Raw genomic sequence first — 13,949 nt, forward strand, 5'->3', positions numbered from 1 at the left:
TCATTTGCCTCCAGTTGCTGAACCGATCAGCATGGTGACGCCATCGATCGCCGCGACATGGCTGACGAAGGCGTCGCCCCTGACCTCGAAATTCTTGTACTGATCGAAGCTTGCGCAAGCCGGTGACAGCATCACCGCCGCGGACTCCCGTTCATCCCTGTCCGCATCCGCGGCAGCATGCGCCACGGCGCGTTCCAGCGTGCCGGAAATCTCGTAAGGAACCCGCTCGCCGAGCGTCGCCGCAAAAGCGGGTGCCGCCTCACCGATCAGATAGGCCTTGGCGATACGCGGAAAGAGTGGCGCCAGGCTGGTGATGCCACCCTCCTTCGGCAGACCGCCCGCAATCCAGTAGATATTTTCGTAGCTCGAAAGCGCGGGCGCGGCTGCATCCGCATTGGTCGCCTTGGAATCGTTGACGAAGACGACCCGGCCGCGCCTTCCCACAGGCTGCATGCGATGCTTGAGGCCGGGGAAGGATTTCAGTCCGGCCCGGATCTCCTCGGCGGAAATGCCGACGGCGAGGCAGGCGGCAATCGCCGCGGCTGCGTTCTGTGCGTTATGGCCGCCGCGCAAGGTCTGGATACCGTCGAGATCGGCGATCTCGCTTGCCGCGCCGTTCGATGCCTGCAGGATGCGGCTGCCCTCGGCATAGAGACCATCCGCTAGGGCATGCCGGCGCGAAATTCGCGTGACCTTGCCGCCGGCTCGCTCGATACGGTCGGCGATCAGGGAGGAATAGCTGTCATCGACGCCGACGACGGCGACATCGCTGCCCGCGACAAGCCGCTCCTTGATGTCAGCGTAATGCTGCATCGTGCCATGGCGATCGAGATGATCGGGCGTCAGGTTCAGCAGGATGCCAGCGGACGGGTTGAGCGTCGGCGCCAGATCGATCTGATAGGAGGAACATTCGACGACGTAGAAACGCCCGGACTTAGGCGGATCGAGCGTCAGCACCGCAGTCCCGATATTGCCGCCGAGCTGCGTGTCCCGCCCGCTCGATTGCAGGATATGGGCGATAAGCGCCGTCGTCGTCGATTTGCCATTCGTTCCAGTAATCGCGATGAAAGGGCAATCCGGGGCATGCGCCCGCCGCTCCCTCACGAAAAGCTCGACATCGCCGATAATCTCAACACCGGCGGCATGGGCAAGATCGACGGTCCAGTGCGGCTTCGGGTGCGTCAGCGGCACGCCGGGCGACAAAACGAAAACCGACAGGCCGCTCCAGTCGATCGTCCTCAGATCGGCAACCGCTATTCCCTCGGCAGCCGCCTTGGCCACGCTATCCGGATTGTCGTCCCAGGCCGTCACATCGGCGCCGCCGGCAACCAGCGCGCGTGCCGTGGCAAAGCCGGAGCCGCCAAGGCCGAAGAGAGCGACCTTCTTTCCGTTCAGCGTGGTGACGGGTATCATTCTTGCCTCACCGCAGCTTCAGGGTGGAAAGGCCGATCATCGCGAGAATGACGGCGACGATCCAGAAACGCACGACGACCTGGCTCTCCGTCCAGCCCTTCTTTTCGAAGTGATGGTGAATGGGCGCCATCAGGAACACGCGACGCTTCGTCATCTTGAAGAAGCCGACTTGAATGATGACGGAAAGCGCCTCAAGCACGAAGAGACCGCCGATGATCGCCATGACAATCTCGTGCTTGGTGGCGACGGCAACGGAGCCGATCATGCCGCCGAGAGCCAGCGAACCAGTATCGCCCATGAAGATTGCGGCTGGCGGCGCGTTGAACCAGAGGAAACCGAGGCCGGCGCCGATGACTGCGCCGAGGACTACGGCCAGTTCGCCCGTTCCAGGCACGAAATTGATCGCGAGATAGTCGGCAAAGACGAAGTTGCCGGCGAGGTAGGCGATGATGCCGAAGGAGGCCGCGGCAATCATCACAGGCACGATCGCCAGCCCATCCAGGCCGTCTGTTAGGTTGACGGCGTTACCGGCGGCAACAATGACGAAAGCGCCAAAAAATACGAAGAACATGCCGAGATTCAGCAGCAAGTTCTTGAAGAAGGGGAAGGCGACCGACGAGCCGAAGGTGGAGCCGGCAGGACCGGAGGACAGCGCCGTCGTCATCATGAAATAGACGGCAATCGCGGCAATCACGAATTCAATGCCGAGGCGGGCACGACCGGAAAAACCCTTGTCGCTCTGCTTCGTGACCTTGAGATAATCGTCGTAGAAGCCAATGGCACCGAAACCGAGCGTCACAAGCAAGGTGGCGACGACATAGACATTGGCAAGATCAGCCCACAGCAGCGACGAGACGACGATACCGGCCAGGATCATGAGGCCGCCCATGGTCGGGGTGCCGGCCTTCTTGAAATGGGTCTGCGGACCATCGGCGCGGATCGGCTGCCCTTTGCCCTGACGCACACGCAGGGAGGAGATGATTCGCGGCCCGAAGAGAAAAACGATCAACGCTGACGTGAACAGGGCACCGCCGGTACGGAACGTGATGTATCTGAACAGATTGAGGAATCTGAAGTGGGTACTGAAAAAATGAATATGGTCCGACAGTTCGGCAAGCCAGATCAGCATAAGAGCCCTTTCTAAAGCCCCTGATGGGTGTGGGGGCCCGTGTCGGAAAATGCGGGAAATTTGTCAAGCAAGCCCGCGACGATCTTTCCGAACCCCATTCCCAGCGACGATTTCACCATCAAGACATCGCCGGGGGCGACAGAATTGAGCGCGAATTCCGAGAGCTCCTCAGTCGTCTCGTGATATTCGACATGAACACTTTCCGGCAGCTCATCCCGCAAAGCCGCCATCTCCGGACCGGCCAGCCAGACATGCTCGATGCCAGCCGCAAGCAGCGGCCCGGCAAGGTTGGCATGCACGCGCTGGGCATAATCCCCCATTTCCAACATGTCGCCGAGCACGGCGATCCGCCTGCCCGGCCGTCCGCCTGGTCCCGCATGCGGCGATGTCGTCGCCAGCAACGCGATGGCCGCGCGCATGGAGGCAGGATTGGCGTTGTAGCTTTCGTCGATCAGCGTGAAGTAGCCGTTGCCGATCGCGCGCTTGTGGCGTTGGCCCCTGCCCTTTTCCGGCTGCAGGTCGGCCAGCGCATCGACCGCCCGATCCAGATCGGCCTCCACGAGCATGACGGCGCCCAGCACGGCAAGCGCGTTTTCCGCGATATGACGACCAGGGGCGCCAAGCGCCACTTCCATGGTCTCGCCGCCGATCGTCAGCCAAAGCGTCGAATTCTCTTCCGAAGCATTGAATTCGGCGAGGCGCACATCGGCCTTCGCATGCTGGCCGAAGCTATGGATGTGCTCGATGCCGGCCGCCATGGCAGCCTTCTCCAGCATCTCGAACTGATCGTTGTCGTGATTGAGAATGGCATGACCGCCCGGCACGACACCGTCGAATATCTCCGCCTTTGCGGCAGCAATCTCGGTGATGCTGTTGAAATTGCCGAGATGGGCCGGCGCAATCGTGGTGATGATCGCGACATGCGGCTGCACCATCTTGACCAGCGGCCTGATCTCTTCGGGATGGTTCATGCCGATCTCGAAAACGCCGAAATCGGTATCCTCAGGCATGCGAGCCAATGTCAGCGGCACGCCCCAATGATTGTTGAAGGAAGCAACGGAGGCATGCACCTTGCCCGAAGGCGTCAGCGCGCGGCGCAGCATCTCCTTAGTCGTCGTCTTGCCGACCGAACCGGTGACGGCGATAATCTTCGCCTGCGTACGCTTGCGGGCGGCAACACCGAGCCGCGCAAGCGCCGCCAAGACGTCATCGACGACCACCTTCGGCACGGCCAGGCCGCCCATCGCAGGCAAGCGTGCCTCACTGATAACGATGAAGGCGGCGCCGTTCGCCATAGCGATATTGGCATAGTCATGACCATCGACGCGATCGCCCTTGATGGCGAAAAAGGCCTCGCCCGGCTGGATGGAACGACTGTCTATGGAAATGCCCGTGATACCAGCGGGCAGCGATCCGACGAAGCGGCCCGAGATTGCAGCGATCAGATCCTCAGTTGTCCATAGCCAGCTCAAGACTTCAAATCCTCCAATGCTTTGCGCAATTCGGCATGATCGGAGAACGGCAGCGTTACACTGCCGATCGTCTGACCTTCCTCATGCCCCTTGCCGGCAACGATCAGCGTGTCGCCGGATTTCAGCAGGCCGACAGCCTTGCGGATCGCTTCGGCGCGATCGCCGATCTCCGTCGCGCAAGCGGCAGCCGCCATGATCTCCGAGCGGATCGTCGCCGGATCCTCGGAACGCGGATTGTCGTCGGTAACAATGACGACATCGGCAAGACGGCAGGCGATCTCACCCATGATCGGACGCTTGCCGCGATCGCGGTCACCGCCACAGCCGAAGACGACGATGACCCGGCCCGTCGTGAACGGCCGCACCGAATTCAGGACGTTTTCCAGCGCATCCGGCTTATGGGCATAGTCGACATAGGCGAGCGCGCCGTCATGCGTATGACCGACCAGCTCCAGGCGGCCGGACGCACCGACGAGCTTTTCGAGCGCTGCCATGGCGATGGGCGCGGCAATACCCGTCGAGATCGCGAGACCGGCAGCGACCAGCGCATTGGCGATCTGGAAATCTCCGGCAAGCGGGATATGAACTTCGAAGATGTCGTCGCCGACATGGACCTCGGCGATCTGCTTGTGGCGAAAATGCTCGACGCGCTTCAGCGTCAGGAAATCGCCCTTGCGCCCGACGGTGCGGACATCATGCCCAGCGTCTCTGGCGGCGGCAATCGCCTGCGCGGACCAGGCGTCATCGGCAAAGATAACAGCCGGCGACCCCTTCGGCAGCAAGTCGCGGAACAGCCGCATCTTGGCAGCCATATAGTCCTCGACCGTTGGATGGTAATCCATGTGATCGCGGCCGAGATTGGTGAAGGCAGCGGCAGCAAGCTTCACGCCGTCGAGCCGGAATTGGTCGAGGCCATGGCTGGATGCTTCCATCGCCGCATGGGTAACGCCCTCCTCCGCCAGTTCGGCCAGCAACTTGTGTAGCGACACCGGATCGGGCGTCGTCAGTGCGCCATATTCGTTGCGGGTCGGCGAAACGACGCCCGTCGTGCCGATCATGGCGGCCGGATGGCCGGCATAAGCCCAAATCTGGCGTGTAAAGGAAGCAACCGAAGTCTTGCCGGCCGTACCCGTCACTGCCACCATAGTTCCCGGCTGGCGTCCGTAAAAACGGGACGCGGTGACAGCGAGGAACCGGCGCGGCTCGTCAACCTGCAGCAGCGGCACATTACCGGCATCAGCCAAGTGACCCGCAACGATAACGGAAGCACCGCGCGAAACGGCATCGGCGATGAAACTTGCTCCATCCGCCTTCGTGCCGGCAACGGCGACAAAGGCCATGCCCGGCGCCACTTTACGGCTGTCGGCGGAGATCCCGCTTATCTCAAGATCGCCAAGCGCTCCGCCAATATGTGTGTTGAGTTCCGGAAACTCATTTCCGGCAATATCCCGCAAGTTCATCGAATGTACTTTTCGCCTTCTCGATCAGTCCGCCCCTCGCGAATCGACGTGTGTATTCTTTCACGCTTAATAAGACGCCAGCAAGGCCGAGTCATCTTTTCCAAAACTGGGCTGTACCCCGAGAATTGGCGCCGCGCGAGCAACGATGTCACGGGCGATCGGCAATGCCGTGAAGGCCGAAATCGTCCCGCCGCCGCGCTCGCCGCTCTTCGGCTCGTCGATGAAGGTCATGACGATGTATTGCGGATTGTCGATCGGAAACACGGCCATGAAGGTGTTGAAGTTCAGCGTATTGGAATACCGGCCGTTGACCACCTTGTCGGCCGTGCCGGTCTTGCTGCCGACATTGTAGCCGGGAACGCGGGCGTTGCGACCCGAGCCCCTGGTGCCGTTGAACTCGAGCAGGAAGCGCACGTCATCACTGGTGCTCTTCTTCACGACCATCTTGGCGATGGCGTCGGCCTGGTCGCGCGTGCGCGGCAGGAAGGTCGGTTCTATCAGCTTACCGCCGTTGACGAGCGCTGCTCCCGCAACGGCTGTCTGCAAGGGCGTCGTCGAGACGCCGTGGCCGAAAGAGATCGTGATAGAATTGATCTTCTTCCAGACCCGTGGCTGCGACGGCATCTTCACTTCGGGCAACTCGGTCTGCATCTTCGTGAGCAGGCCGATACGGGTAAGGAACTCCTTATGCCCCTCGATCCCGACAAGATCGGCGATCTTGGCCGTACCGATGTTCGAGGAGTATTGGAAAATTTCGGGAACCGTCAAAACGCGGCGCTGACCGTGGAAATCCTTGATGGTAAAGCCGCCGATGCGAATGGGGTTGGTTGCGTCGAAGGCGTCCCGCAACGTCACCTTGCCATCATCCAGCGCCATGGCCATGGTGAAGGTCTTGAAGGTCGACCCCATTTCGAACGTGCCATTCGTCATGCGGTTGAGCCAGCCTTCCGTGGCGCCCTCGTTCGGATAGTTCGGATCGAAGTCCGGAGCCGAGGCCATACCGAGAACCTCGCCGGTGTGAACGTCGAGGACTGCGGCACCTGCGCCCTTGGCCTGGAAATTCTTGACGGCATTAACGACCGCATCGCGAACGATGCCTTGTACGCGCAGATCGATCGAAAGCTTCACCGGCTGCAGCGGCTGATCGTTGGTCATGCCCGCAGCAGCGAGGTCGGCGAGCCCCTGGTCGTCGATATATTTCTCCATGCCCGCAACGCCGCGATTGTCGATGTTGACATAGCCGAGAATATGGGGGGCAGTCGTACCGCCCGGATAGAAGCGGCGCTTCTCCGGACGAAAGCCGATGCCCGGAATGCCGAGCGCCAAAATCTGGTTCTGCTGCTTCGGCGTCAGCTGCCGACGGAGCCAGGCAAAGTGCGAGGATTTCGCCGAAAGCTTCTTGTAGGTGGATTTGGTATCGAGATCCGGCAGAACCTTGCGCAATTCCTCGACGGCTTCGTCCGCGTCGATGATCTTGTTCGGCTCGGCAAACAGCGAGACCGTGCGGATGTCGGTTGCCAGCAGGGCGCCATTACGGTCGACGATATCAGGACGCGAGGCCATCAGACGATCCGGAGGCAGAATGCTTGACGTCATCTCAGGCAATGTCATGGCGAATTGGACAAGCCGGCCGCCGATCACGCAATAGACGGCGACGAAGCTTGCGACCAACAGGACGACACGGCTCTTTGCCTGACTGGACTTGCGCTTGCGCGCACCCTCAAAGCTCGAACGAGAAAAGCCGTCGCTTGGGCGGTTATTGCCGTCAGTGGAGAAATGGGCCTTGCTCTTCAGGACCATGATGCGCGAAAGAAAAGACATTAATCCCTCACCGATCCCGTTGCCATGTTGTCGACATCCGGCTTCTTGCGCTTGGCAAGAGCAGGCGGTTTCGGTCGCGGCGCCGGAGCGGCTGCGACATCGGCGATGGCCTTCCTGATCTGCGCATCCGTCGTATCGCCGTTGCTCGAGGCCACCGATGCGCCGCTCTTGGCACCGCCTGCCTTGCCGCTCTTCGGATCGTTGGAGGCCGTTACCGTCGGCGGCGGAAGCTGCGAGCGCAACATCGGCAATTCGCTTGGCTGAACGATCGCTGTCGAGAGCGTCGGCTGCAGCTGAAGTTCGCTGTTGTAGGTGTTGACGAGGCGTTCGAGCCGGTTCGGCTGAGAAACCAGTGCCCAGTCCGCCTTGAGGAGATCGATCGTATCCCTCTCAAGCTTGATTTCGGATTCGAGGCGGCGAACCTCTTCCAGCTTCAGCTCGGCACGATGCTTGATCGTATAGGTCACGCTGGCCATGGCCGTCATGACGCCGATCAGCACAATGTCAAAAGTCTTCAGCATTTTAGCCCCCAAGCTTTCCAAGACTGGCGAGACTGGGCAGATCGAAGATCGAAAGATCTGCCGCCCCTGCCGGAGCCAAGGTGCGAACCCCCGCACGCAACTTGGCCGAACGAGCGCGCGGATTGGCTTCCGCTTCGGAAGCGCTCGCAGAAATCATCGATTTGCCGACCGGCTCGAAAGTGGCGGGCCGCTCATTCACGATCGGCATGTGACGCGATCCGGCAGCACGACCCGAACGATCGGCGAAGAACTTCTTGACGATGCGATCCTCCAGCGAATGGAAGGTCACGACAACGAGGCGCCCGCCCGGCTTGAGGGCGCGCTCGGCTGCAAACAATGCCTGAGCCAGCTCACCGAGCTCGTCATTGACGAAAATCCGCAGGGCCTGAAAGACCCGCGTCGCCGGATGAATCTTGTCCTTCGCCTTTCGCGGCGTCACGATCTCGATCAGACCGGCCAGATCGCGAGTGGTCACGAAAGGAGCTTCCGCACGCCGCTTCTCGATTGCATGAGCGATGCGCGGCGCCTGCTTTTCCTCGCCCAGAAACACGAAGATACGAATGAGATCGGCAAGCTTGGCGCGATTGACGACATCGGCGGCCGAGACACCGCTCGCCGACATACGCATGTCAAGCGGGCCGTTTTTGCTGAAGGAAAAACCGCGCTCGGCCTCATCGAGCTGCATGGAGGAGACGCCGATATCGAGCACGACGCCATCGAGACCGCCTTCAGGAGCATGCTCAGCCAGCTGAGAAAACTGCGATTGAATGAGCTTGAGATGGCCGTCATGAGCAGAAACCAGCGCCTGCCCTGCAGCAATCGCTGTCGGATCGCGATCGAGCGCGATCACATTGGCGCCAGCCTTAAGGATGGCTGAGGTATAGCCGCCAGCCCCGAACGTTCCATCGAGGATGACCTTGCCAGGCGCCGGAGCCAGCGCCTCCAACACCTCGCGAAGAAGAACCGGAATGTGACGAACCGGTCCGCCACCGGCATCAGAAGAACCTCCGCCTGAATTCGCCGCCATTCCGTTTCCCCGCTTTATTCCGAGCGCCCGCCCGCCAGCCTGCGCTCCTCTCGTGCCTGCGACTGCAAGGCCAAGAAGGCCTCCGGTCGCCACAATTGAAAATGATCCGCCCGACCGACGAAGGTTACTTCGCTTGCGATGCCGGTGAAGTCGCGAATGAAATCCGTGACCATCAGCCGCCCTTCCGCATCGAGCTTCATGAAGACCCCGCCCCCGTGAATGAGGAGCGACATCTGGTTTGCCGCCGGCGAAAACGGATCGTCCGTCGCAATCTGCCGCTCGAAGCGATCGAGCAGATCGAGACCACCGACGCTGATCGCCGGAAACACAAAATCCTGAAAGCAGTACAGCTCCTGGATATTGCGCTCGACCAACACAGAACGAAACGCCGCCGGCACGGAAACCCGCCCCTTGGAATCGATCCGGTTGGTCGCATTTGACAGGAAGCGGTTCATGACGCGAAACACCCGTCCCCCATGACCCGCAAGCCGCTACTCGCTTACAGGCACAGCCAAAATCGGACACAGCTTCGCAAGCCGAAAGAGCCGACACCCCTTCGACACTCCCAGAACGGGAGCAATCATGGCTTTGCGATAATTGGGCTCTGATTTGCCCTTGTGCAGTGTTCTTTTGGGATACCATGGGACCATATGGGCGTCAATGGGATGAAGCCACGTCAGACGTGGCCGCAGCCTGAATATTCATAAGACGTTAAGTTTAACGAAAGGTTAGGATCGGCTTCAGGATACGTCCCGAAACGGATTGTTTTCACAGGTTAAAACCCTCGCCTATCGAGGGCTGAAAGCCTTGAAATGCAGGGCATTCGGCAGCTTCGAAAATTATTTGGCGGAAGCGTTGAACGCGCCGCCCGAAGTGACGCGATGATTTGCCAGTTGGCCTGTAAGCCGGGTTCTGTATGGCTCCGGCCAAGACCGGAACGTGGCAGCCATTCATCTGGGACGCCGCTTGCGCGACGCCTCTTGCAACCCACCCGGATGACCGGCCCGGAAACAGGCTGGAGCGCTTGCGCGCTCCGTGTCATCCCTATTCGGTTTTGCTCCCGGTGGGGTTTTCCGTGCCGTCGCTGTTGCCAGAGACGCGGTGGGCTCTTACCCCACCCTTTCACCCTTACCCGATCCGAAGATCGGGCGGTTTGCTTTCTGTGGCACTTTCCCTGAGGTTGCCCCCGCCGGACGTTATCCGGCACCGTGTTTCCGTGGAGCCCGGACTTTCCTCACCCCATCGCCTTTCGGCATTGATGAAGCGCGGCTGCCCGGCCAACTGGCACAGGCTCATTAACCGAGACCGCCCGCAATTGCCACCGAAATATGCTGGTTTGCGAAGAGCGGATGTCAGTTGCGGAAATGCGCTGAGAAATCCGTGCTGTAGCCTTCGTCCTTGATTCGGCCTGTAAGCAGCAGTTCCGCCCCGAGCCGTCCGATTTCATCGGAACTCTTGGCGGCCGTACCGCAGCCACCCGTCAGAACCGCAACACGCAGCGAAGAGGTATAGCCGATCATGGGATAGCCCGTTGGCGAATAGGAGACGGCACAGGAATTAGTGAAAACCGGTGGCCGCCTCAGGTCGGGAACGAGCCCATGGAATATCCGCACCAGATGCTCGCGAGCCTTGTCGCGGCCGGCGGTGCGGAACCAGGCACGCAGTTCCGCCTCGGTCGTGAATTGCAAATCATCGGGATCGCCACCGATCTTCATGTAATATTTGCCGTCCGGATAGCGGATCGGCGGCAGCATATAGATGCTGTCCAAATCATCAGCCGCCTTCGATATTAGCGATGGCATGCCGGAGAGGGCTTGAGCTTCCGCCTCGCTCACCTCGAAGAAAGTGATCGTGCGGCCATAAACCTTCATCTCAACAGGTCGCGGCAAGAGATTCTCGGCAATGGAGAAACCGCCGGCAGCGAGCAATATCTTTTCGGCGCTGAATGTCTCGCCCTCGGCGGTCGTCACGACAGCTAGGCCGCCCTCGTCGCGGATCGACAGCGCCGTCTGCTTGATGACGCGCGCGCCTGCCTTTTCCGCCAGCAGGGATTGTGCCTTGACCAGCCGGCGCGGGCTGATATGGCCGGCCCCATGCGGTTCGAAGACCCCTTCGCTTCCCGATGCGAAGGAGAAGAAGGGAAACTTCACCTTGAGCTCGGCATCATCGAGGATATCGGTTTGCACGCCGAGCCGCCTGGCCGCTTCCACGACATCGCCGACATAAGCTATTTCACCGCCCCGCTCCGGCCCGACAACAAGGCAGCCGACCGGAGCATAGAATTGAATGCCGCTATCCCGTTCGATATCCGCATAGCGGCTGATCGAACGGTTTGCGAGACGGGCCCAGTTCGTGTCCGGATCGATCGTGCGGGTGATGCGGCCCTCGTCGTAATGACTGCCGAAGACACCCTGATGGCTGGCGCGATCTTCAGGTTCATCCGGTCCGATGACGGCAACGCCGTCCGTTTGGTTTGCCAGGTGACGGGCAGCGGCTGCCCCCATCATGCCCCGGCCAACGACGATGAACCTGAAATCCGCTGCCATGCTGTAACCCTCATCCATAGCCGCGATTTCGATAGCACGGAAAACGATTCCGCCCTATCCGAAATCCTGGCATGAATGTCAGTCCAGAAGGGCAAGCACCTTGCCGCAATAACGCTTCGAGATCGGGTTCATGCGCGTGGCGCCGTGGCCGGCATTGTATTTGAGGATGGTGTTGCAGGTCGGCCCGCCGCCAAGGTCCTGCGCCATGGCAAGATATTTCATGCCGAACTTGATGTTCGTTTCGGGATCGTAGAGACCCTTGCTGCGGCCGGTATAGCCCATCAGCTTGGCGGTCGCCGGCTTGATCTGCATCAGGCCGATTTCGCCTGCACTTCCACGAGTTTTCGGATTGAAATTGCTTTCGATCTGAATGACGGCAGTGGCGAGTTCAACTGCAACGCCGTTCTGCTTGGCATATTTGGCAATCAGTGCGGAATAGCGATTTTGCCGTGCGAAGGAGGTCTCGGCGTCGCGCAATTCGGCGGGAACATTGGGAACCGGAAAGCCGGTGGTGCGGCTGACGATCTTGAGAGGAACCGTTTTCTGCTTCGCATGGCGCTCGCCTGCAGAGGCAGAATCATATCCCGCCAGCAGCACGCCCACGCATGCCACAGCCGCAACAATCAAATTTTTCATGTAGTCTTTTGTCTCCAGGGGCGGGACCGCGGATAGCGCAAGCCATCACGTCCGGCTGGAGGCAAAAAGAGCCGCCGGAATGCACAGTCCCCATTAGTCGTCTACGGTCGCGCGACACACAAACCCAGACGGCGCGACCGCCGTTCAGCGAGCGTCGTTAGACCAATGCAATGCGGAGATAATAGGGAAAAGCTGTGGCGCAGCAGGGCGTTACGCGTTTTCGCATCTATAGCCGGCTATAAACACCGATGACAGAACGGAACGAATTCAGGAATAGCGCGGCAGCGCGGCCAGCAGGCGATGCAGCGTATCGATCGTCGAAAAATCGGCAATGCCGTCCACTCGCTCCTGCCGGAAATGGCGCTGGAAGGCTTCAACGTCGCCCTTCAGTTTTTCCGAGAATTCGCCATTTATTTCAGTGCTGTAGCCATAGAGCGAGAGCATCGACTGCAAGGCCTCGATCGGCTGACCGACATCGCCCTTCTGGAAGAAGCGACCGCCGGTGATCGAAGCCGGCTCAACCCAGTGCCCGACACCGGCCGCAGCCAGCCGCGCCCAGGGGAATTTCTCGCCCGGATCGACCTTACGCACAGGGGCAACATCGGAGTGTCCAAGCACCCGTTCAGGCGCGATTGCCCAGCGTTGGCCGCAATCGCGACACAGTTCGATCACCGCTTCGATCTGCGCATCGGGGAATTCAGGCAGTCCGCCGGGATGGCCGGCATTGGCGATCTCGATGCCGATCGACGATGAATTGATATCGGTCTCGCCATGCCACGAACTCTTGCCCGCATGCCACGCTCGGCGCTCTTCGGGAACAAGCTGCATGATCCGCCCGTCCTCGAAGACGAAATAATGGCTCGACACTTGGCTCTCCGGACGACAGAGCCAATCGAGAGCGCCCTCAGCCGTGCCCATACCAGTATAGTGCAGAAGGATGATATCAGGCCGACGTCCATCCCGCCTCTCGCCATGGTTCGGCGAAGGCTGCACATGGGCGCGAGCGAAATCGGCCTTGAATGCACTCATGCTGCGCGGCGTTCTTTCTCGATCTCGGCATAAGCCGCATTCAGAGCCGCCATGCGTTCGTTCGCAATGGCATGGAACTCTTCCGGCACCCCACGCGACACGAGGCGATCCGGATGGTTCTCGTAGACGAGGCCATGGTAGCGACGGCGGATCGTCGGGAAATCGTCCTGGCGCGAGACGCCGAGCACCTTGTAGGGATCGCGGCCGCCAACATTCACATGGCGCGCCATGATCTGCTCGAACCGCTCTTCGCTCATATGGAAGATTTCGGCCACATGCTGAAGGAAATCCATTTCCTTCTCATGGATCAGGCCATCTGCCTTGGCGATATGGAAGAGACCGTCGAGTACGTCTTCCAGCACGGGGCAATTCTTCGTGCAGGTCGCGCAAAGGGAGGACAGCCGCTCCGCATAGGCTTCGTAACCGGCCACGTCCTGGCGCGCCAGATTATAGAGACGGGCGACGTTTTTCGCCTGATCGGGCGGAAATTCGAAGATCTCGCGGAACGCGTTGACCTCGTTTTCCGTCACCACACCGTCTGCTTTCGCCATTTTGGCGGAAAGAGCGATTATGGCGACGGAAAATGCCACCTTACGGCGCGTTTCCGGATCGCCTTCAAAGACGGTGCGAATAGCCTCGACCACCGCCGACAGGGCATTGCCGGCAGTGCTACCGATAGCATTCAGCAATTTTTCCCAGAACGACATGCCGGTCTCTATATCCTACTGAAACAGTAGAACACCTTGATCAAATAATGGTTGCCATTGCAAGCAGTCCATTCGTCGCAAGCCCGAAAACACTTTTCACAATTTGGTAATGATGCTGCAAATGCGAACTATCGTCCAATCGCCCCGCCCCGCTTTTGAAGACGGAACAAACCGCCGCTTTCTTAAAT

General features: G+C 60.1%; 12 protein-coding genes and 1 other RNA gene. All 13 read right to left on the bottom strand.

Annotated elements, in window-relative coordinates; genetic code table 11:
* The 13 genes from murD to AC13RC_RS11860 all read right to left on the bottom strand — a co-directional run bounded on the left by murD (position 1) and on the right by AC13RC_RS11860 (position 13,761).
* Complete coding sequence (gene murD, locus AC13RC_RS11800; RefSeq protein ID WP_488557228.1) at positions 1-1,413, bottom strand: UDP-N-acetylmuramoyl-L-alanine--D-glutamate ligase; 1,413 nt, start codon at positions 1,411-1,413, stop codon at positions 1-3.
* A 7-nt stretch (positions 1,414-1,420) separates the two neighbouring features.
* A complete protein-coding gene (gene mraY / locus AC13RC_RS11805; RefSeq protein ID WP_113351963.1) occupies positions 1,421-2,542 on the bottom strand; it encodes a phospho-N-acetylmuramoyl-pentapeptide-transferase in 1,122 nt (373 codons plus the stop codon).
* 11 nt (positions 2,543-2,553) lie between these two features.
* Positions 2,554-4,014: a UDP-N-acetylmuramoylalanyl-D-glutamyl-2,6-diaminopimelate--D-alanyl-D-alanine ligase gene (locus AC13RC_RS11810; protein WP_488557229.1), complete on the bottom strand. Its 1,461-nt coding sequence runs from the start codon at positions 4,012-4,014 to the stop codon at positions 2,554-2,556.
* Positions 4,011-5,474: a UDP-N-acetylmuramoyl-L-alanyl-D-glutamate--2,6-diaminopimelate ligase gene (locus AC13RC_RS11815; protein ID WP_488557230.1), complete on the bottom strand. Its 1,464-nt coding sequence runs from the start codon at positions 5,472-5,474 to the stop codon at positions 4,011-4,013. The genes AC13RC_RS11810 and AC13RC_RS11815 overlap by 4 nt, the downstream gene beginning before the upstream one ends.
* 66 nt (positions 5,475-5,540) lie before the next feature.
* Complete coding sequence (locus tag AC13RC_RS11820; protein WP_113351960.1) at positions 5,541-7,295, bottom strand: peptidoglycan D,D-transpeptidase FtsI family protein; 1,755 nt, start codon at positions 7,293-7,295, stop codon at positions 5,541-5,543.
* Positions 7,295-7,816, bottom strand: coding sequence for a cell division protein FtsL (gene ftsL / locus AC13RC_RS11825; protein WP_113332903.1), 522 nt, complete (start codon positions 7,814-7,816; stop codon positions 7,295-7,297). Before ftsL ends, AC13RC_RS11820 begins: the two co-directional genes overlap by 1 nt.
* A 1-nt stretch (position 7,817) precedes the next feature.
* Positions 7,818-8,843: a 16S rRNA (cytosine(1402)-N(4))-methyltransferase RsmH gene (gene rsmH / locus AC13RC_RS11830; protein ID WP_488557231.1), complete on the bottom strand. Its 1,026-nt coding sequence runs from the start codon at positions 8,841-8,843 to the stop codon at positions 7,818-7,820.
* Between the two features lie 14 nt (positions 8,844-8,857).
* A complete protein-coding gene (gene mraZ / locus AC13RC_RS11835) occupies positions 8,858-9,298 on the bottom strand; it encodes a division/cell wall cluster transcriptional repressor MraZ (RefSeq protein ID WP_488493599.1) in 441 nt (146 codons plus the stop codon).
* 430 nt (positions 9,299-9,728) lie between these two features.
* Positions 9,729-10,128, bottom strand: an RNA gene (rnpB, locus tag AC13RC_RS11840) — RNase P RNA component class A.
* A 67-nt stretch (positions 10,129-10,195) separates the two neighbouring features.
* Positions 10,196-11,389, bottom strand: a complete 1,194-nt coding sequence (locus AC13RC_RS11845; RefSeq protein ID WP_488557232.1) for an NAD(P)/FAD-dependent oxidoreductase — start codon at positions 11,387-11,389, stop codon at positions 10,196-10,198.
* A gap of 78 nt (positions 11,390-11,467) precedes the next feature.
* Positions 11,468-12,025 (bottom strand): lytic transglycosylase domain-containing protein, encoded by a 558-nt coding sequence (locus tag AC13RC_RS11850; RefSeq protein ID WP_145316710.1) that lies wholly within the window; start codon positions 12,023-12,025, stop codon positions 11,468-11,470.
* A gap of 267 nt (positions 12,026-12,292) precedes the next feature.
* The gene (locus AC13RC_RS11855) at positions 12,293-13,054 is read right to left on the bottom strand and encodes an N-acetylmuramoyl-L-alanine amidase (protein WP_113332899.1); all 762 of its coding nucleotides are present in this window, start codon (positions 13,052-13,054) and stop codon (positions 12,293-12,295) included.
* Positions 13,051-13,761, bottom strand: a complete 711-nt coding sequence (locus AC13RC_RS11860; protein ID WP_113332898.1) for a J domain-containing protein — start codon at positions 13,759-13,761, stop codon at positions 13,051-13,053. The genes AC13RC_RS11855 and AC13RC_RS11860 overlap by 4 nt, the downstream gene beginning before the upstream one ends.
* Between the last annotated feature and the right edge of the window lie 188 nt (positions 13,762-13,949).

This window comes from Martinezella sp. CNPSo 3890 (assembly GCF_057784455.1).

Coding starts and splice junctions, on each gene's coding strand:
- murD (WP_488557228.1), bottom strand. CDS start 1,413: ATGATACCCGTCACCACGCTGAACGGAAAGAAGGTCGCTCTCTTCGGC.
- AC13RC_RS11815 (WP_488557230.1), bottom strand. CDS start 5,474: ATGAACTTGCGGGATATTGCCGGAAATGAGTTTCCGGAACTCAACACA.
- AC13RC_RS11820 (WP_113351960.1), bottom strand. CDS start 7,295: ATGTCTTTTCTTTCGCGCATCATGGTCCTGAAGAGCAAGGCCCATTTC.
- AC13RC_RS11860 (WP_113332898.1), bottom strand. CDS start 13,761: ATGTCGTTCTGGGAAAAATTGCTGAATGCTATCGGTAGCACTGCCGGC.
- mraY (WP_113351963.1), bottom strand. CDS start 2,542: ATGCTGATCTGGCTTGCCGAACTGTCGGACCATATTCATTTTTTCAGT.
- AC13RC_RS11850 (WP_145316710.1), bottom strand. CDS start 12,025: ATGAAAAATTTGATTGTTGCGGCTGTGGCATGCGTGGGCGTGCTGCTG.
- rsmH (WP_488557231.1), bottom strand. CDS start 8,843: ATGGCGGCGAATTCAGGCGGAGGTTCTTCTGATGCCGGTGGCGGACCG.
- AC13RC_RS11855 (WP_113332899.1), bottom strand. CDS start 13,054: ATGAGTGCATTCAAGGCCGATTTCGCTCGCGCCCATGTGCAGCCTTCG.
- ftsL (WP_113332903.1), bottom strand. CDS start 7,816: ATGCTGAAGACTTTTGACATTGTGCTGATCGGCGTCATGACGGCCATG.
- mraZ (WP_488493599.1), bottom strand. CDS start 9,298: ATGAACCGCTTCCTGTCAAATGCGACCAACCGGATCGATTCCAAGGGG.
- AC13RC_RS11845 (WP_488557232.1), bottom strand. CDS start 11,389: ATGGCAGCGGATTTCAGGTTCATCGTCGTTGGCCGGGGCATGATGGGG.